The following is an 18,384-nucleotide window of genomic DNA, read 5'->3' on the forward strand; positions in this document are numbered from 1 at the left end:
GTTTCTTATTTTTCTTTATTCGCTTTTTTAGACGGTCTTTGTCTAATGAATTGAGATAACATGTACAAAATATATAGTGGAATGGCAATGAATAAGAAAACAGAAAAATTGCCAAATCCTGTTTGATACATTGTAATAATGATTCCAACTAAAAATAGTGTAATAATGATGCTATATCGTGGAATTGGTACATCTTTTAAACTTGGGATACGAATGCGGCTCACCATTAAAAATGCGAACGTTACAAATACGGTAATAAGAACGATTTTTGGAATGGTATGTGAAAATAATGTTAAGAAAGCAACAAGCCCTCCCGCTGCTGTAATCGGTACTCCAGTGAAATATTTCATTGAAGTAGAAGATGGTGTTACATTAAATCGTGCTAAACGATATGCCCCGAAAAGAGGGAATAATCCCGCTATGTATAATCCGATGATTCCGTAGTTTGAGAAAGATGTGTAATACATTAAAACAGCAGGTGCTGCACCAAATGTTACGACATCTGCAAGCGAGTCGAGCTCTTTTCCCATTTGTGAATCAACACGTAATAAACGAGCAACACGACCATCAAGACTATCTAACATCATCCCGATAAGTACTAAAATAGCAGCTGATTTATAATATCCTAAAGATGCATAGCCGATTGATAAAAATCCGCTATATAAATTTCCGAGCGTAAATAAGTTTGGAATAGCTGCTCTATACAAAATCTGATCCCTTGCTTTCTGTAATAAATTCTTAATTAGTGTATGAAAGTTTACTTATTTTATCATACCATAAATTTATTCCTCATACGAAAGAAATTACCAATTTGTGAAAGATTTCATAGAAGGATGAGGAATAAATTAAGTGAAAATAAAAAGAGGAAGCAACTTGTATAAAGTTGCTTCCTTTACTATTCAAATTTCGTTGTCATCGTTCCGGTTTTATATCGATTATTAGGATCGAAACGTAATAAATCTCCATAAATTAATTTATCGGAGAGTTTTAATTCTGTTTTTGCTTTTTCAACATACGGCTGACATAGCGTCATGTCAGCTTCTTCACCCGTACTTCTTTTGTAGCACATATTTTTTGTATAAACATACTCTTCAGAAACAAAGCTACCATCACGCATTACCATAAGCGGGTCTTTTTCTTTAATAAATAAGTCAGTTCCAAATTCAACGGATTTATTTGTTTTAATACCAAGTAAATGAAGGAGCGTTGGTTTAATATCAATTTGACCAGATACTTTAGAAACAACTTTTCCTTCTTGACCAGGCACATGAATAATAAGAGGAACGCGTTGTAATTGCATAGAATCGAATGGTGTAATAGTATCTTTTCCTAGGAACTGTGCCATAGCTGCGTTATGGTTTTCGGAAATACCATAATGATCACCATAAATGACAATAACGGAATTATCATACAGTCCTTCTTCTTTTAATTGTTTAATAAATAATTTAAGAGCTTCATCTGTGTAACGAACAGTTGGGAAGTAGCGGTTTACAACACCACTTTCTGAGTTGAATTCATCAACATATTGGTCTTCCGGATTTAGAAGAAACGGAAAATGATTTGTTAATGTAATAAATTTTGTATAGAACGGTTGCGGTAAAGATTTTAACTTTGGAATAGATTGTTCAAAGAACTCTTTATCTTTTAATCCCCAACCGACAGACATTTGTTCCGTTCCTACGTAATCATTTAAATTAAAGTAACGATCATATCCAAGTGTAGGATACATTACATCCCGATTCCAAAACGTTTTATCGTTTGAATGGAAGACGGCAGAAGAATATCCGTATTTCTTTAATTGTTCTGGTGTAGCTGTGTATTCATTTGTTGCATGAGTAAAGAATACAGAACCACGATCTAGTGGGTAAAGTGAGTTTTCAACGATAAATTCAGCATCAGAAGTTTTACCTTGTCCAGTTTGATGATAGAAGTTATCGAAATAGAAGCTATCCTTAATAAATTCATTTAAAAATGGTGTAATTTCTTTTCCATTTATTTTTTTATTAATAACAAAGCTTTGTGTAGATTCCATTGAAATTAAAATTACATTTTTACCTTTTGCAGCTCCAAATAAGTTTTTATCAACTTGCTTGTCTTTTGAGTCTGTATAGTTCTTAATTTCAGAAAATCCATCGCCACTTGCAAATACACGCTCAGCTGAAGACTTGGATTGAAGTGTAATATCAAATAGATGATATGTGTATAAACCTAAATTTTTCACAACAGTTTGACGGTCAAATGAGCGTGAGAACATTTGTGGTTTATAAATAACTGATACAACAATTTGTAGTGCTAATAAAGCTGTTACACCGCTAAAGAAAGTTCGCTTCTCTGAGCGGGAAAGTGGTGTTTTGTCGCCAAATGATGGGAATTTACGCGAAATAAACATTAAAATAATTGCATCTGCAAATAAAAGTAATGTTTTGTACGTAAAGAGTTCTTTTATACTTGTCCCTAAATCAGCCATATTGTTTGTTTGGAATAAAACCGGGAAAGTAACGAAATCGTTATAGAACCCATAAAACATTGCGTTTCCAAATAAAATAAATGACAGTATAAAACTGATTCCAATTATAATTCGGTTTCGGTGCTTAGATGCAAGTAAAGCTAAGCCGAAAAATAAAAGTAACGCAGCTAGTGGATTAATAAAAAGCATGAATTCTTCAAAGAAATTATCAATTTTAATATCAAATGCTAGCTTGTACACAATATATGTTTTAATCCATAGTAAAACGACTGCAACGAGTGCAAATCGCAGTTTTGGAAACAGATGTTGTAGCATAATATACTCCTCTCCTAAAAAGCATGACAGTTCTTGTGAGTCAGTTTGCTTAACGACTCCTTTTATATATACGAACAGTCCTTTGTTATTATGATTATTATACTATGAGTATCATTATACGAAAATAAAAGGGGGTTGTGGGCTTTTTTATAATAATCGAGTAGAAAAAGATTGGTGGGAGACAATAAAACAGAATTTCTATGTATGATAATTATCGTACGTAGAAAGAATCGCGTGATATACGGAGGTTATAATGCGAAAATTATTATATTTTATAGCATGCAGTAGTGTTATACTTTTTACTTCACCGAGTGTGTCGGTAGCTCAATATGATGCACCTCTTATGGAAGATGCACTTTATTCTGTTTTATTTCCAAAAATAAATAAAGCAATTGAAAAACAATATGGAAGTTTGAAACCTTATCAATGTCCTAAAATTATTAGTTTAAAAAAAGTGTATAGCGGTACATATTTATTTCAAGCAAGTATTGAAGTGACAAAGTATGAACGTGTTGCTGGGAAAATTGCTCCACCATTTGAGAAGGTAACGATTACATTTAATAACGAAGAAGGCGAATGGGAAGTGACAAAGATTTCAGTAAAGCGCTTACCAAACGATACAAAATTAAACTGTAAAAAAACAATATAAAAAATTGTTTGACAAATAAAATGGTCCTTTGGTATTGTTAATAGCAACAATTAGATGTTTGAAAATTAAATAGACTTACCTCATCTACTCTCAAAGGTAGAGGCCGCGATAGGAAAGAGTAAGCTATGGGAGATTTAATGGAATCTGTGATCATAGGTTGAAAGGGACTATTGCCGAAATATAAGAATAACCATCTTATTCATATATTGGGACTACATTGAATAAATGTAGTACTGTCATAAGATTTATTTTATGGAGAGCTATTTGGAGATGTTGATGCGGTTTCTTATTTTGAGGAGATAACAACTCGTTTATTTTTTCAATATATATTTTTCCTAATAAGAAACGCGTGTGAACATTGTTCCGCGCGTTTTTTGTCTATCTAAAAGCGTGCTGCAATGAATAGAAGATTGGGGTTATGAGTTTTAGAGGAAATAAGGGAGGAATTTAAATGTATTTACACGGCACAAGCCGAATTAATGGGCAAGGACACTTAGAAATTGGAGGGTGCGATACGACGCAGCTAGCAAAGCAATACGGAACACCACTTTATGTATACGATGAAGAGTCTATTCGAGGAAAATGCCGAGCGTTTCATCGTGCTTTTAAAGAAAGTGGTTTCTCTTATCAAGTAGCATATGCAAGCAAGGCGTTCTTGTGCATGGAGATGTGCCGAGTAGCTCGTGAAGAGAATATGTCATTAGACGTTGTTTCTGGGGGAGAATTATATACTGCGCTCCAAGCAGGATTTCCAGCATCACGTATTCATTTTCATGGAAATAATAAAACAGAAGAAGAGATAGTGATGGCTCTTCAGGCGAATATTGGTTGTTTTGTCGTAGATAATTTCTTTGAATTAGAAATTTTACACGATTTAGCGATGCAACATGGAAAATTTGTGAACATATTAATTCGTGTAACGCCTGGAGTAGAGGCGCACACACATGAATATATTACAACAGGCCAAGATGATTCGAAATTTGGATTTGGCGTTTCAAACGGTCAAGCGATGCAGGCAATTGGATTTGCTTTACAAAAATCAAATTATAATGTGCTAGGGATTCATTCACATATCGGATCGCAAATATTTGAAACAGTTGGTTTTGTTCGAGCAATTGAAGTTCTTCGCCAATTTTTAGAAGAAGTGAGAGAGCAAACAAACTATGTAGTAAAAGTGTTAAATGTAGGCGGGGGATTTGGAATACGCTACACAGAGTCGGATACACCATTAACTCTTGAGACATATGTGCGAGCTGTAACAAGTGCAGTGAGAGAACAATTTACTGTATGTGAATATCCATTGCCAGAAATATGGATTGAACCAGGCCGTAGCATTGTAGGTGATGCTGGGACAACAATTTATACAGTTGGATCTGTGAAAGATATTCCTGGTATTCGGAAATATGTATCAGTCGATGGTGGAATGACAGATAATTTAAGACCTGCTTTATATAGTGCGCGTTATGAAGCAATGTTAGCGAATCGAGGGAATGATGAGAATGAGGAACTCGTTTCGATTGCTGGGAAATGCTGTGAGAGTGGAGATATGTTGATTTGGGATATTCATTTACCAAAAGTCGCTTCTGCTGATTTACTAGCAGTTTCCTGTACAGGAGCCTACGGGTATTCGATGGCGAATAATTACAATCGGATTCGAAGACCAGCCGTGGTCTTTGCAAAAGGCGGAACATCGCAAGTAGTTGTGGAACGCGAAACATATGAAAATATTATTGGGAACGATCGCATACGTATTAAAGAGCTTGTCTAAATAGAAAAGGAGTTGTTCGGATGGGCAATTCCTTTTTTGTAAAATAAAATAATTAAAATATATCGGAAAACTAGGATTGAAAAAAATCAGAATTGTGATAAAATACAAATACAAAGCTTATCAAGAGAAGCGGAGGGAACTGGCCCGAAGAAGCTCGGCAACCTGCTTATAGAAAGCAAGGTGCTAAATCCAGCAAAATGGAATCCATTTTGAAAGATAAGGTAAAATATATTACCGAACAGTCTTTTCGAAATGGGAAAGATTTTTTTTATGAATAAAAAGGGGGGCTGTTCGCGTGAGTGTACGGGAACATTTTGATGAAGTATCCGAGAAGATTGAAGCGATGCTTGCTGATATGAAATATGGTTCAATTACAATTGTTGTGCAAGATGGAAAAGTAATTCAGTTAGAGAAAAGTGAAAAAGTACGTTTAAAGTGAAAAGCGCTGACTAGAAAAACTAGAGGCGGTTTTAACCTATTTTCATTAGGTTAAAACCGTCTTTTTGCTTTTACAGGGGGAAAAAACATGTTGACGTATGAAACGTGGGAAGAAAATGTTGTTTCATTTTCGGAAGAAGATGAAACAAAAGGCGCGTTATCAGTATTAAATTGGGCTTATGAAGAGTATAAAGATGAAATCGTCTATGCATGTAGCTTTGGGGTGGAAGGTATGGTATTGCTGCACCTTATAAACCAAGTAAATCCATCTGCTAAAGTTGTATTTTTAGATACAAATGTTCATTTTCAAGAAACGTATGAATTAATTCAAAGAGTGAGGGAACGATTTCCTTCATTGAATATTATAGAAAAACAGCCAGAACTTACACTTGATGAACAGGCGAAGTTGCATGGTGAAAAACTGTGGGAGAGCAATCCGAATCTTTGTTGTAAGATTAGAAAAATTTTACCTTTAGAAAAATCATTAGTCGTGGAAAAAGCATGGATATCGGGCTTAAGAAGGGAACAATCAGAAACACGTAAGCATACAAAGTTTATAAATCAAGATCATCGTTTTCAATCTATTAAAGTTTGTCCACTCATTCATTGGACGTGGAAAGAAGTTTGGCGATATGTATACAAACATAGCTTGCCGTATAACCCGTTGCATGATGTTGGCTATCCAAGTATTGGGTGTGAGAAATGTACTTTACCTGTAGGGGATGGTGGCGATTCAAGAGATGGTAGATGGGCTGGGAAAATGAAAACCGAATGTGGTCTTCATTATCAATAAGATGAATCTTGAAATAAAGCTAAGAGGGGATATAGAAAATGAGCACAGTAAACGAATTAGTAAACCGTATAGATGAGACATATGAGGTATCACAAATTGAAAAAGAAATTAAATTAGACAATATTGCTTTAAGTGATTTAGAACTATTGGCGACAGGTGGATATAGCCCGCTTACTGGTTTTTTAGGGAAGGAAGATTATGATTCAGTCGTAGAAACGCTTCGTTTAGCAAATGGTAGTGTGTGGAGTATACCGATTACATTACCGGTAACAGAAGAAGTCGCAGAAAGCCTGAAGACTGGAGAGGAAGTAAAGCTTGTCAACAATGGAAATATATATGGTGTTATTCAAATAGAAGATATTTTCGTACCAGATAAAGAAAAAGAAGCGTTACTTGTATATAAAACAACGGATGAGGTTCATCCAGGAGTGAAAAAGTTATATGAACGGCCAAACGTTTACGTTGGAGGAACTATTATTCTAACAAAACGCTTTGAAAATAATCAATTTCCTTCTTATCGTTTAGACCCAATTGAAACGAGAGAAGAATTTAAAAAACGTGGGTGGAAAACAGTAGTCGGATTTCAAACGAGAAACCCGGTACATCGTGCCCATGAGTATATTCAAAAATCTGCTCTTGAAATTGTAGATGGTCTCTTTTTAAATCCACTCGTTGGAGAAACGAAATCGGATGATATTCCTGCTGATGTAAGAATGGAAAGCTATGAAGTACTCCTTCAAAACTATTATCCGAAAAATCGTGTCTTTTTAAGTGTATTTCCTGCTGCAATGCGTTACGCAGGACCAAGGGAAGCTATATTTCATGCGTTAGTAAGAAAGAATTTTGGATGTACACACTTTATTGTAGGGCGTGATCATGCCGGAGTAGGAGATTATTACGGAACATACGAAGCGCAAGAAATCTTCACGAATTTTACGATAGAAGAGTTAGGCATTACACCACTATTCTTTGAACATAGTTTTTACTGCACGAAATGTGAAGCGATGGCTTCAACGAAAACATGTCCGCACGGAAAAGAAGATCATGTTATTTTATCGGGTACGAAAGTAAGAGAATTATTAAGAAACGGTGAGATTCCGCCAAGTACATTTAGTCGTAAAGAAGTAGTAGAAGTGCTAATTAAAGGTTTAAAAAAAGAAGTAGTAACAGAATAGGGAGAGAACGAGATGGATACGAATATTACTTGGCATATAGCTTCGGTTTCAAAAGATGATAGAAGAGTGAAGAATGGACATCACAGTTTTGTAATTTGGTTTACTGGTTTATCAGCTTCGGGTAAATCTACAGTAGCGAATGCGGTCGCTCGTAAACTGTTTGAAAAGAATATTGGAAATTATGTGCTGGATGGGGATAACATTCGCCACGGTTTAAATAAAGACTTAGGATTTTCTGAAAGTGATCGCATGGAAAATATAAGACGTATTGGCGAAGTGGCAAAGTTATTTGTAGATCAAGGAACAGTTGTCCTTACAGCGTTTATTTCGCCATTTCGAGTAGATCGCAAACAAGTAAGAGATTTATTAGCGGCAGATGAATTTATTGAAATTTTTGTGAAGTGTCCGATTGAAGAGTGTGAGAAACGTGATCCGAAAGGGCTTTATAAAAAGGCAAGAAAAGGTGATATTAAGGATTTCACAGGTATTGATTCGCCTTATGAAGAGCCAGAACAAGCAGAATTAATTGTAGAAACGCACAAATATTCTATTGAAGAATGTGCAGAACAAATCGTGAAGTACTTACAAGAGCGTAGTTTTATCCCGCTATTTGCCGGGAAGTAAAATTCCCACCTCAAAATTCGGTTGGGGCAAAGAAGTTAGGTGGGAGTCGGGTTGCCCGTAAATACCCGATTGGTTAAGGCTAATAATCAGCGTGGGATGAACAAAACTCTACTGATTAAAGTTTCACTTTATATAGGGGGATTTAAAAATGAGTTATGAAAAAGTATGGGCTAACAATGAAAAATTAAATCAGACGGAGAAAAATAAATTAGAAAAAGATGGTTTAGAAATTTTTAATGATATTCCTTACTATGCGGAAAATGGATTTGAATCTATTCCGAAAGAAGAGTGGGATGCCTTTAAATGGGCAGGATTGTATTTACAACGTCCAAAAGAAGCTGGTTATTTTATGATGCGGGTAAATATTCCGTCAGGGATTATTACAAATGCGCAGGCAGAAGTACTTGCTTCTATCGCTGAGGATTATGGACGTGATGTAATAGATATTACTACGAGACAGGCGATTCAGTTTCACTGGTTAGAAATTCAGCAAATTCCAGATATTTTTAAAAGATTAGCAAGAGTTGGATTATCTTCAGCGGGGGCTTGTGGTGATATTACGCGGAATATTACAGGTAATCCGCTTGCTGGAATTGATGCAAATGAACTATTTGATACGACACATATTGTGAAAGAAGTATATGACTACTTCCAACATAATGAAGAGTTTTCTAACTTGCCACGTAAATTTAAAATGTCTATTAGTTCTAATATTTATAACTCAGCAAACGCAGAGATTAACTGTGTTGCATTTACACCTGCTACGAAAGAAATAGATGGTGAGAAAAAAGTTGGTTTTCATATAAAAGTAGGCGGAGGGTTATCAGCCCGTCCATATTTAGCTGATGAATTAGATGTGTTTGTTTTACCAGAAGAAGTGAAGGAAGTGGCGATTGCGATTGCTACTATATTCCGTGATTTTGGATATCGTGAGAAACGTCATTTAGCCCGTTTGAAATTTCTTGTTGCGGACTGGGGAGCAGAGAGATTTAAAGAGAAACTAATAGAGTATACAGGGCCTTTACAAAGTAAAGGGGAAAGTGCACTCAAAGGATGGAATGCAGGCTATTTTTATGGTGTTCAAGACCAAAAACAAGAGGGATTAAAATATGTAGGTTTTAATGTACCAGTAGGTCGTTTACATGCAGAAGAAATGTTTGAGATTGCAAGAATCGCAAAGCAATATGGAAATGGACAAATTCGTACATGTAATTCACAAAATTTTATTATTCCGAACGTTCCGCCGGAAAATGTAAAAGGATTACTTAGTGAACCGTTGTTTGAAGCGATATCTGCAAGCCCCAAATCATTTATTGGTCATGCGGTTTCATGTACTGGTATTGAATATTGTAATCTTGCACTAGTAGAAACGAAAGAAAGATTACGAAAAATTGCAGAATACTTAGATACACAAATTGCACTTGATGTTCCAGTTCGAATTCATATGGTAGGATGCCCGAATTCATGTGGTCAACGTCAAATTGCTGACATTGGATTACAAGGGGTGAAAATGAAAACGAAGGAAAAGGGAATTGTTGAAGCGTTTGAAATATACGTAGGTGGAACGTTGTTAGATGGCGGTGCCTACAATCAAAAGTTAAAAGGAAAAATAGATGGCGAGGATTTACCTGATGTACTCGCATCATTTATAAGTTATTTCAAAGAGAATAAATTACCAGCCGAAACATTTTATGATTTTGTAGGTCGTGTTGGTGTAGATACATTACAAATAGCGTTAAATAACGTGTTAGAAGATGTCATAGCGTCTTAGGGAGGACAATATGGATTTATATCGATTTGAAGCTGTATTAGTGAGTGATATTGTTCCGATTGTTGTTGTTGCTCAAAGTGAAGAACAGGCATTTAAGCTTGCGGAGATTGAGCTTGAAAAGCATTTTTTACCGTTGCCAGAGGTAAAAGAGATTTCTTTGTTTGAAAAAAAGAAGATTCGAAAAGGTGCGGGCTTTGTTATTCATGAGTAGAGATCAGTAATACGAAAAAATAAAAACTTCCATTCTTATATACGAATGGAAGTTTCATTTTAATAGAAGAAATGAGGAGAGATGATGGGAAAGGTTTATATTGTTGGAGCGGGTCCTGGCGATCCAGATTTAATTACTGTTAAAGGATTGAAATGTATTGAGAAGGCAGATGTTATTTTATACGATCGCCTTGTGAATAAAGAGCTGCTTTCACACGCAAAGCCTGATGCGGATTTAATTTATTGCGGGAAACTCCCGAATTATCACACGATGAAGCAAGAAACAATTAATACATTTCTTATTAAGTATGCGAAAAAAGGAAAAGTTGTAACGAGGCTTAAGGGCGGTGATCCATTTGTATTTGGTAGAGGAGGAGAAGAAGCGGAAGCATTAGCAAAGCAAGGTGTACCATTTGAAATCGTCCCAGGCATTTCGTCTGGAATAGCTGTACCTGCTTATGCTGGTATTCCAGTGACGCACCGTGATGCAAGTGCAAGTTTTGCTATTGTGACTGGGCATAGGAAAGAAGGTGCTAAAGAAGAAGTGAAATGGGAAAATTTAGCGAAAGGTGTAGAGACGTTAGCTGTATATATGGGGGTTAGTAATTTACCCTACATATGCGAACAACTGATGAAGCATGGAAAAGATAAAAGTACGCCAGTTGCTATTATTGAGCAGGGGACGACGTCTATGCAGCGCACAGTTGTTGGAACGTTAGGGACAATTGTAGATGTTGCGAAAAAAGAGCAAATTCAAAATCCGAGCATGATTGTAATTGGAGAAGTTGTCCGTTTTAGAGAAAAAATCCATTGGTTTGAGAAGCAAACGGAAAATGCTTATCAAGTAAGTGGAGTGTTGTAAAATGAAAGCCGTCTTATATATATGTCATGGAAGTCGTTTGAAGACAGCAAAAGAAGAGGCGATTCAATTTATTACATCGTGTATGAGTCGTATAGAAGCGAATATTCAAGAAGTTTGTTTTTTAGAGTTAGCGAATCCAAATATTGATGAAGGGTTCCGTATATGTTTGAAGCGTGGTGCTACAGAGGTTATTGTTATTCCAGTTTTTTTATTAGCGGCAGGTCATGTAAAAAAAGATATCCCGTTTGAATTGGTAAAGCTCAAGAATCAATATCCGAATGTTAAAGTGACTTATGGTAATCCGTTTGGTGTGTCAGAAACACTTGTTAAATCGGTGTATAGCGGAAGTGGCATCGAACAGGAAGATAAAAATGAAGTGACGTTACTTCTCGTTGCAAGAGGGAGCAGTGATCCTGAAGTATTAAGAGATATAAACTGGATTGCTTCTTTATTTCAAACGGAAGAGAAGGTTAAAAAAGTAGAAGTTTGTTATTTAGCGGCTGCAGAGCCAAAATTTGAGGAGAAGTTAAAGGAAGTTGTAGAACGAAAAGAAAAGAACATCGTTGTACTGCCTTACTTGTTATTTACAGGTTTACTTATGAAACATATTGAGAAAGAAGTGCGCCAATATGAATTGGAAGAGATAAAAATCAGTCCATATTTAGGGAAGAATGAAGCGTTTCAAGATATGTTAATTCAGAAAACGACGGAGTTATTGAAGGGAGATCAGTATGTATCCACTTACAGTGCGAGTTAATGAGAAACGTGTTGTTGTTATTGGTGGGGGAAAAGTTGCAGGATTTAAAATTATTCCTTTACTCAAACAAGGTGCAGATATAGTTGTAATCAGTCCAGAATTAGATGCGAATTTAGTAAAACTTGTGGAAGAAAAGAAAATTCGTTGGTATCAAAGAGAATATGAAAAAAGTGATATTAAAAGTGCTTTTTTAGTTGTTGCAGCGAGTAGTGATTCAATATTAAATGAACAAGTTGCTGAAGATGCCGCGGAGAATCAATTAGTAAATGTTATTACAAATCCGGAAAGTGGTAATGTTCATTTTCCGGCAGCGATTCATCGTGGTTTGCTTAATATAGCAGTTTCTACTGGGGGAGCGAGCCCGAAGCTCGCAAAAAAAATTCGAGATGAGATTGCAAATAAATATGATGAGACATATGAATCGTATTTAGATTTTTTATATGAAGTAAGGGTGAAGTTAAAAGATTTACAGTTAGAAAAGAGGGAACGAAATATATTGCTCCAGGAAGTGTTGAAATCAGTATATATGCAAAACGAGGGGAAAAGAGAAAGTTTTTTGCGAGAATTAGAGGAAAAGGTTTTAAAATAATAAAAGATAAAGTGCGCTTTACAAATATAAAAATATAATTTATAATCACTAGTAACTTCAATAGATGAAATCGATGAGCAAGAAGAGTACGTATATTTGATGCGTTCAGAGAGCTGGGGTTAGGTGGGAGCCCGGTACGATAAATTATACAGAATGGGCTTGCGAGAGGTATGTTGAACATTGTAGTAGGCAACCCGGGTTCCGCCGTTAAAAGGATAGAGTATCGGAATTATTCCTGTACTTGAACAAGTGGGATTTATCAATCCAATTGAGGTGGTACCACGGTATTTACATTACATATATCGTCCTCTACATGCATATTTGCGTGTAGGGGACTTTTTTATTTTCTAAAGGAGGTGTGCGAGTATGAAATGAAAGTGTATAATTAACAAAAGTTTAAATATTCAGAAAAGGAGAATTTATGATGAAAGAAACACAGCAATGGACGTCGAAAATAGGCTTTGTACTCGCAGCAGCCGGAGCCGCAGTAGGTCTTGGTGCGATATGGAAATTTCCATATGTTGCAGGTAATGGCGGGGGAGGAGCATTCTTCCTTGTATTTTTACTATTAACTTTATTTATAGGTATGCCTCTTCTAATAGCGGAGTTTGTTATTGGACGTAGCACGCAAAAAGAGGCGGTTACAGCTTATAAAGTATTAGTGCCAAATAGCAAATTATATCCTTGGATTGGTCGTATGGGAGTTGTTACTTGTTTTAGTGTACTATCTTTTTATAGTGTTGTAGGTGGATGGATTTTACTTTATTTATATTATAGTGTGACAGGCAGTTTCTGGAATGGAGTAGCTGATTATGGACAATTGTTTGGTGAAACGATTTCAAATCCGTTAAGTGCGATTGGAGCACAATTTATCTTTATGCTTTGTACAATTTTTGTCGTAAGTAAAGGTGTAGAGAAAGGTATAGAAAAGGCAAGTAAGTACATGATGCCGCTATTATTTATTTTATTTATAGCGATTATTGTTCGTGCGTTAACACTCGATGGTGCTTTTGCTGGAGTAGAGTTCTTCTTAAAGCCAGATTTTTCAAAGCTTACAGCAGATACGATTTTATATGCGATGGGACAATCTTTCTTCTCGCTAACTGTAGGTGCCTCGGTAATGGTAACGTATAGTTCGTATTTAAAGAAAGAAGAACATTTAGCGAAATCAGCAACATCTATTGTAAGTTTAACTGTTTTTGTTACAGTACTTGCAGGATTAGCAATTTTCCCAGCGATTTTCGCATTAGGAGTTAAACCGACTGAAGGACCGGGATTACTGTTTATCGTCCTTCCAGCAGTATTTGCAAAAATACCATTTGGTCAATTTTTCTTTATTATGTTTTTAATTTTATTCTTCTTTGCGACTTTAACATCAGCAATTTCAATGCTTGAAATTGTAGTAGCATCTGTTGCGAAAGGTAATGAGAAGAAGCGTCCGTCAGCATCATTATTAATTGGTATTCTTATTTTTGCAGTCGGTATTCCATCAGCGTTATCATTTGGAATAATGAGTGACGTGAAAATATTCGGGAAAACATTTTTTGATTTAGTCGACTTTTCAGTAAGTAACGTATTGCTGCCGTTAGGAGTACTAGCTATTTCATTATTTGTACCAAATAAAATGAGTAAAGAATTGTTGATGAAAGAATTAGAAGTGACGGAAACGAAAGGGAAAACGTTATTTAACATTTGGTTCTTCTTACTTCGTTATGTCATTCCGGTAACTGTAATAATTGTATTTTTAAATGCGATAGGTATATTTAAAATGTTTGCATAAAAAAGACGGGGATCTACCGTCTTTTTTATGTTGATGAATGTAATAGCCGATTATACGCTTTATAGGCTGTGGTGACTGCGAGGAATGAACCGATTAAAAATAAAACTGAGCCGCCAAATGTAAATATCCGGCCGATATATGTCGTTCTAGCTTCTTCTATTTTTTGTTGTAATTGCGTATTCATATGGATCACCTCGTAAACTATAGGCATTTAGTTATAGTTTATGTAGAATGCCTATATTGTGTGAAGTGTAAATAAAAAACCTCGGTAGGCACCGAGGTTTTTTATAATCCGATATAAGGAGATGGGTCAACTGCGTTTGTCTTGCCGACATTCCATTCTCCAAGATGAAGTTCGAAGTGTAAATGTTGTCCGTATGATTGGCCCGTATTCCCCATAAATCCAAGCTGATCGCCTTGTTTTACAGTTTGTCCATTCGATACGGAACGGCTATTCATATGAGCATATACTGTCGTATATGTTTTTCCGTTTATACGGTGAGATAAGTACACTACGTTTCCGTAACTAGATGATAATTCTGAGCGAATAACAACGCCATCTGCAGCAGCGATAATTGGAACCGTTCCCGAAGCAGCGATGTCAATTCCTTTATGGTTATCTAAAGAACGTACACCGAATCCGGATGTTTTTGATCCAGCTGCTGGTTTGATAAAGCCACCGATATTTGTATCATGTGGTGTTGGAGCTGCTTGAGTTGCTTGAGCAGATTTAGTAGCTTGTTGTTTGCGAGCCTCTTCTGCCTGGCGAGCTTCTTCCGCTTTACGAGCTTCTTCGGCACGTTTTTCTTCTTCAATTGCTTTTTGAACAGCTTGACGTTGATTTTCTAAAATACCTTTGGATTCTTCTAATCCTTCAATCTCTGAATCTACTTTTGCTACTTTCGTATGTAGATCGTTAATAAGAGTTTGTTGCTGTTGTTGGTTATTTTGTAATTCTTGCTGTTTTTGTTCTAGTTTTTGCTCAGATTCTTTCAGTTGTTGTTCTTTTTTCTCAACAGCTTCTTTTTCTGTAGTTACAGCATTTTGATCAGATGTTTGTTTTTTTACAATATCTGTATCGTTGTTTAATATTAAACTTACGGAGTACATATTATCAACAAGATCAGCAATGTTTGTAGAGTTTGTTAATACTTCTGTAATGATATTTGTACGCGGTTTTTCTTGCATAGATTGTAATCGTTGTTTAATAACTTCCTGACGTGTATCTATGTTTGTTTGTAATTGTTCTATATGTTTCTTTTTGTCAGTAATTACTTGTTGTGTTTTGCTAATTTCTTTTTTTGTATCGTTTAATTCAGCCTCGTTTTTATTAATAGAAGTAGTTAATTCATCGATTTTCTTCTGTAATTCTTGAATTTCTTTTTCTATTTGTTCTTTCTCGACTGATTTATTTTGTAAGTCACTTTGTTTGCCTTCTAATTCAGATTGAATGTTAGTTAATTTATCTTGATTCGTTTCAGCGTATACGGGTGAAAGTAACGGGGAAGCAAAAATCGTTCCTGCTGCTAAAACACTAAACGCTGCAAATTTCTTTTTCATTGTTGTCTGACTCCTTTCCCTATGAATGTTATATATCATAAGAAGAAGGGTGTCTATCGTTGTAATCATAATGTAAAGAAAACTTTATAAAATTGCTAAGTTTTGTCGGAATTTATCATTTTTCAACTTTAATTGTCATAGTACTTACATTTTATTTATATGTGTAACAAAGGTAAATTTTTGATTTATTTGTAAAATGCAGGAGGGAAGTAAGAGTTTTTATGGGGTGAAATATTACTTAGAAAGCCAATGAAATACTAGTAAGGAATCGTTCTCATGTGAGGTTTTCTGACATGAGTTTATTTTTTGTCAAGAAAATTATTTGTGTTCGAGCAAAGTTATTTTGTTGTCAGATTTTAAATTTTGATTTATGATTTTTAACAGGGACAAAATGTAGTGAATTGTCGAATAATATGTAATACTCTTAATTTCTTAGTTTTATAGAGATAGAATGAGAGATAGAGTGACACATCGAAGAGGGGGTTACAACAAATATGAAAAGAATAGGACTTGCATGGCAAATATTAATAGGACTTGCACTTGGTATTGCAGTTGGGGCGATTTTCTTTGGCAATCCGGCTGTAGTGAGTTATTTACAACCAATTGGTGATATTTTCATCCGATTAATTAAAATGATCGTTGTACCGATTGTTGTAGCAAGTATTGTTGTTGGGGTTGCTGGTGTTGGCGATGTTAAAAAACTAGGTCGACTAGGCGGAAAAACAATTATTTACTTTGAAATTATTACAACAATTGCAATTATTGTTGGTCTATTAATAGCGAATATTTTCCAACCAGGAAAAGGCGTGAATATGGAGCAGTTAACAAAGACAGATATTTCAAAATATACACATACAACAGAGCAAGTACAAAGTCATTCATTTGCAGATACATTTGTAAATATTGTTCCAACGAACATTATGAAGTCATTAGCTGACGGAGATATGCTTGCTATTATATTCTTCTCTGTACTATTTGGTTTAGGTGTAGCAGCAATTGGTGAAAGAGGAAGACCAGTTCTTCAATTTTTCCAAGGTGTAGCTGACGCAATGTTTTATGTAACAAACCAAGTTATGAAATTTGCACCATTTGGTGTGTTTGCACTAATTGGTGTTACAGTTTCTACATTTGGTCTTGCTTCATTAATTCCATTAGGGAAATTACTAATTGTCGTATATGGAGCAATGATCTTCTTCGTCGTAGTTGTCTTAGGACTTACAGCGAAAATATTTGGAATTAACATTTTCCAATTCTTTAAGATTTTAAAAGACGAGCTGATCTTAGCGTATTCTACAGCAAGCTCAGAAACAGTTTTACCGAAAATCATGGAGAAAATGGAGAAATTCGGTTGTCCGAAAGCAATTACATCTTTCGTTATTCCGACAGGTTATTCATTTAACTTAGATGGATCAACTTTATATCAAGCAATTGCGGCGATTTTCTTGGCGCAAATGTACGGTATTGATTTATCTATTACACAACAAATTACATTATTACTTGTATTAATGGTTACCTCAAAAGGTATCGCAGGTGTACCGGGCGTATCATTCGTTGTATTATTAGCGACACTTGGTACAGTAGGTATTCCACCTGAAGGTTTAGCGTTCATTGCTGGTATTGACCGTATTTTAGATATGGCTCGTACAGCAGTTAACGTTGTAGGAAACTCTTTAGCAGCTGTAGTTATGTCTAAGTGGGAAGGTCAATATGACGCTGAAAAAGGACAAGCTTATTTAAAAGAGATTTCTGAAAAGGGTCAAGCTGCTTAATTATAATATGAACAAGCTCTCACATAATATGTGGGAGCTTTTCTGTATATAGAAGAGGAGCAGACATAATGAAACGTAAATATGGTGACGGTGCTTCGTGGAAAAGACTAATAGAAAAGAGTTATACGGTTAAGCAAGTGGAAGAGGGAATGCTCGGAATACTGGATATAAAAAAAGTGAGAGAGCCTAGTTGTAAAGAATATGATGGTAAAGAAATTTGTATTGCAAGTGATGGGTATACGTGGGTTCAATATTTCATTAATGGAAAGAACTTTGCGATTACAGCTATGTTAGATGATAGGCACAATTTAGTGCAATATTATATTGATGTGACGAAAGAATATGAAATAGACGATCGTGGTTTACCGTATTTTGATGATTTATATTTAGATGTAGTATTATTACCCAGCGGTAAGGTGTATATATTAGATGAAGAAGAGCTAGAGGATGCTTATAAAAGTGGCGATGTCACGAAGGAAGAGTATGAGTTAGCTTGGTACACTACGAAATGGATATTAGCAGCAATAAAAAATAGTGAATTTTATTGGATTTCAATATTGGAAGAAGAAATCGAAAAGTTAAAATGATTGTTGTATTCAAATTTTTGTATAATTACCAAAAAAATCTATACAAAAAATAATTGACTTTTGTTTTGTAAGCGAGTAAAGTTAGGGAAGAAATTATTATTAAAAAATAAATATGAAACCTTCTTATAAAGAGAGGCGGAGGGACTGGCCCTACGATGCCTCGGCAGCGGACTCGATTTCAGAGTGCTGTGCCAAATCCAGCAAGCGTGTGCTTGAAAGATGAGAAGAGTGTTTCTTATAGATGTATAAGACCTCTTCTCATCGGAAGAG

Annotated in this window: 18 protein-coding genes, 3 riboswitches and 1 other annotated feature; of the genes, 14 read left to right on the plus strand and 4 right to left on the minus strand. The window is 35.4% G+C overall.

Annotated elements, in window-relative coordinates; all coding sequences use genetic code 11:
* Positions 1–5: 5 nt before the first annotated feature.
* Both pssA and MR167_RS12290 read right to left on the minus strand, forming a co-directional pair.
* Positions 6–707, minus strand: a complete 702-nt coding sequence (gene pssA / locus MR167_RS12285) for a CDP-diacylglycerol--serine O-phosphatidyltransferase (protein WP_000285417.1) — start codon at positions 705–707, stop codon at positions 6–8.
* A gap of 188 nt (positions 708–895) precedes the next feature.
* Positions 896–2,782 carry an LTA synthase family protein gene (locus MR167_RS12290; RefSeq protein WP_000939085.1) on the minus strand — a complete coding sequence of 629 codons (1,887 nt, stop codon included), beginning with the start codon at positions 2,780–2,782 and terminating at the stop codon, positions 896–898.
* A gap of 253 nt (positions 2,783–3,035) precedes the next feature.
* Between MR167_RS12290 and MR167_RS12295 the strand changes: the two genes are divergently transcribed.
* From MR167_RS12295 to MR167_RS12350, 12 genes are all read left to right on the plus strand, one after another.
* The gene (locus MR167_RS12295; protein ID WP_001228823.1) at positions 3,036–3,431 is read left to right on the plus strand and encodes a DUF3888 domain-containing protein; all 396 of its coding nucleotides are present in this window, start codon (positions 3,036–3,038) and stop codon (positions 3,429–3,431) included.
* Positions 3,432–3,520: 89 nt separating this feature from the next.
* Positions 3,521–3,702, plus strand: a riboswitch (Lysine riboswitch).
* Between the two features lie 180 nt (positions 3,703–3,882).
* Positions 3,883–5,199 carry a diaminopimelate decarboxylase gene (gene lysA / locus MR167_RS12300; protein WP_242314747.1) on the plus strand — a complete coding sequence of 439 codons (1,317 nt, stop codon included), beginning with the start codon at positions 3,883–3,885 and terminating at the stop codon, positions 5,197–5,199.
* A gap of 114 nt (positions 5,200–5,313) precedes the next feature.
* A riboswitch (SAM riboswitch) is annotated at positions 5,314–5,422 on the plus strand.
* Between the two features lie 72 nt (positions 5,423–5,494).
* Positions 5,495–5,638 (plus strand): YezD family protein, encoded by a 144-nt coding sequence (locus tag MR167_RS12305; protein WP_000116158.1) that lies wholly within the window; start codon positions 5,495–5,497, stop codon positions 5,636–5,638.
* 87 nt (positions 5,639–5,725) lie between these two features.
* Positions 5,726–6,430 carry a phosphoadenylyl-sulfate reductase gene (locus MR167_RS12310; protein WP_000959017.1) on the plus strand — a complete coding sequence of 235 codons (705 nt, stop codon included), beginning with the start codon at positions 5,726–5,728 and terminating at the stop codon, positions 6,428–6,430.
* A gap of 38 nt (positions 6,431–6,468) precedes the next feature.
* Positions 6,469–7,605: a sulfate adenylyltransferase gene (gene sat / locus MR167_RS12315; protein WP_000108784.1), complete on the plus strand. Its 1,137-nt coding sequence runs from the start codon at positions 6,469–6,471 to the stop codon at positions 7,603–7,605.
* Between the two features lie 12 nt (positions 7,606–7,617).
* Complete coding sequence (gene cysC, locus MR167_RS12320) at positions 7,618–8,229, plus strand: adenylyl-sulfate kinase (RefSeq protein ID WP_042597452.1); 612 nt, start codon at positions 7,618–7,620, stop codon at positions 8,227–8,229.
* 148 nt (positions 8,230–8,377) lie between these two features.
* Complete coding sequence (locus tag MR167_RS12325) at positions 8,378–10,000, plus strand: nitrite/sulfite reductase (RefSeq protein WP_242314748.1); 1,623 nt, start codon at positions 8,378–8,380, stop codon at positions 9,998–10,000.
* Between the two features lie 10 nt (positions 10,001–10,010).
* Positions 10,011–10,211 carry a DUF3906 family protein gene (locus MR167_RS12330; protein ID WP_242314749.1) on the plus strand — a complete coding sequence of 67 codons (201 nt, stop codon included), beginning with the start codon at positions 10,011–10,013 and terminating at the stop codon, positions 10,209–10,211.
* 84 nt (positions 10,212–10,295) lie between these two features.
* Positions 10,296–11,072: a uroporphyrinogen-III C-methyltransferase gene (gene cobA, locus MR167_RS12335; RefSeq protein WP_042597454.1), complete on the plus strand. Its 777-nt coding sequence runs from the start codon at positions 10,296–10,298 to the stop codon at positions 11,070–11,072.
* Between the two features lies 1 nt (position 11,073).
* Positions 11,074–11,829, plus strand: coding sequence for a sirohydrochlorin chelatase (locus MR167_RS12340; RefSeq protein WP_042597455.1), 756 nt, complete (start codon positions 11,074–11,076; stop codon positions 11,827–11,829).
* Positions 11,804–12,418, plus strand: a complete 615-nt coding sequence (locus tag MR167_RS12345) for an NAD(P)-binding protein (RefSeq protein ID WP_000283361.1) — start codon at positions 11,804–11,806, stop codon at positions 12,416–12,418. Before MR167_RS12340 ends, MR167_RS12345 begins: the two co-directional genes overlap by 26 nt.
* Positions 12,419–12,482: 64 nt before the next feature.
* Positions 12,483–12,731 (plus strand) — a binding site (T-box leader).
* Between the two features lie 111 nt (positions 12,732–12,842).
* The gene (locus tag MR167_RS12350; RefSeq protein ID WP_000665434.1) at positions 12,843–14,198 is read left to right on the plus strand and encodes a sodium-dependent transporter; all 1,356 of its coding nucleotides are present in this window, start codon (positions 12,843–12,845) and stop codon (positions 14,196–14,198) included.
* Between the two features lie 25 nt (positions 14,199–14,223).
* Here the strand turns inward: MR167_RS12350 and MR167_RS12355 are convergent, their stop codons facing one another.
* Positions 14,224–14,382, minus strand: a complete 159-nt coding sequence (locus MR167_RS12355; protein WP_001096007.1) for a hypothetical protein — start codon at positions 14,380–14,382, stop codon at positions 14,224–14,226.
* A gap of 101 nt (positions 14,383–14,483) precedes the next feature.
* Positions 14,484–15,758 (minus strand): murein hydrolase activator EnvC family protein, encoded by a 1,275-nt coding sequence (locus MR167_RS12360; RefSeq protein WP_000726091.1) that lies wholly within the window; start codon positions 15,756–15,758, stop codon positions 14,484–14,486.
* Positions 15,759–16,252: 494 nt separating this feature from the next.
* Here MR167_RS12360 and gltP point away from each other — a divergent pair, with 494 nt between their 5' ends.
* Together gltP and MR167_RS12370 are read left to right on the plus strand one after the other, a co-directional pair.
* Positions 16,253–17,527 (plus strand): glutamate/aspartate:proton symporter GltP, encoded by a 1,275-nt coding sequence (gltP, locus tag MR167_RS12365; RefSeq protein ID WP_000821134.1) that lies wholly within the window; start codon positions 16,253–16,255, stop codon positions 17,525–17,527.
* Between the two features lie 68 nt (positions 17,528–17,595).
* Entirely contained in the window at positions 17,596–18,114 is a 519-nt protein-coding gene (locus MR167_RS12370; protein WP_000824630.1) for a ribonuclease FAU-1 family protein, read from the plus strand.
* Between the two features lie 120 nt (positions 18,115–18,234).
* Positions 18,235–18,340: riboswitch (SAM riboswitch) on the plus strand.
* Positions 18,341–18,384 lie beyond the last annotated feature (44 nt).

This window comes from Bacillus cereus group sp. BfR-BA-01355 (assembly GCF_022663675.1).
Taxonomy (GTDB): domain Bacteria; phylum Bacillota; class Bacilli; order Bacillales; family Bacillaceae_G; genus Bacillus_A; species Bacillus_A thuringiensis_S.

Excerpts from the sequence above, each read along its gene's own strand:
- MR167_RS12290 (WP_000939085.1), bottom strand. The coding sequence starts at position 2,782 with ATGCTACAACATCTGTTTCCAAAACTGCGATTTGCACTCGTTGCAGTC.
- MR167_RS12295 (WP_001228823.1), top strand. The coding sequence starts at position 3,036 with ATGCGAAAATTATTATATTTTATAGCATGCAGTAGTGTTATACTTTTT.
- lysA (WP_242314747.1), top strand. The coding sequence starts at position 3,883 with ATGTATTTACACGGCACAAGCCGAATTAATGGGCAAGGACACTTAGAA.
- MR167_RS12310 (WP_000959017.1), top strand. The coding sequence starts at position 5,726 with ATGTTGACGTATGAAACGTGGGAAGAAAATGTTGTTTCATTTTCGGAA.
- sat (WP_000108784.1), top strand. The coding sequence starts at position 6,469 with ATGAGCACAGTAAACGAATTAGTAAACCGTATAGATGAGACATATGAG.
- cysC (WP_042597452.1), top strand. The coding sequence starts at position 7,618 with ATGGATACGAATATTACTTGGCATATAGCTTCGGTTTCAAAAGATGAT.
- MR167_RS12325 (WP_242314748.1), top strand. The coding sequence starts at position 8,378 with ATGAGTTATGAAAAAGTATGGGCTAACAATGAAAAATTAAATCAGACG.
- MR167_RS12330 (WP_242314749.1), top strand. The coding sequence starts at position 10,011 with ATGGATTTATATCGATTTGAAGCTGTATTAGTGAGTGATATTGTTCCG.
- cobA (WP_042597454.1), top strand. The coding sequence starts at position 10,296 with ATGGGAAAGGTTTATATTGTTGGAGCGGGTCCTGGCGATCCAGATTTA.
- MR167_RS12340 (WP_042597455.1), top strand. The coding sequence starts at position 11,074 with ATGAAAGCCGTCTTATATATATGTCATGGAAGTCGTTTGAAGACAGCA.
- MR167_RS12345 (WP_000283361.1), top strand. The coding sequence starts at position 11,804 with ATGTATCCACTTACAGTGCGAGTTAATGAGAAACGTGTTGTTGTTATT.
- MR167_RS12350 (WP_000665434.1), top strand. The coding sequence starts at position 12,843 with ATGAAAGAAACACAGCAATGGACGTCGAAAATAGGCTTTGTACTCGCA.
- MR167_RS12355 (WP_001096007.1), bottom strand. The coding sequence starts at position 14,382 with ATGAATACGCAATTACAACAAAAAATAGAAGAAGCTAGAACGACATAT.
- MR167_RS12360 (WP_000726091.1), bottom strand. The coding sequence starts at position 15,758 with ATGAAAAAGAAATTTGCAGCGTTTAGTGTTTTAGCAGCAGGAACGATT.
- gltP (WP_000821134.1), top strand. The coding sequence starts at position 16,253 with ATGAAAAGAATAGGACTTGCATGGCAAATATTAATAGGACTTGCACTT.
- MR167_RS12370 (WP_000824630.1), top strand. The coding sequence starts at position 17,596 with ATGAAACGTAAATATGGTGACGGTGCTTCGTGGAAAAGACTAATAGAA.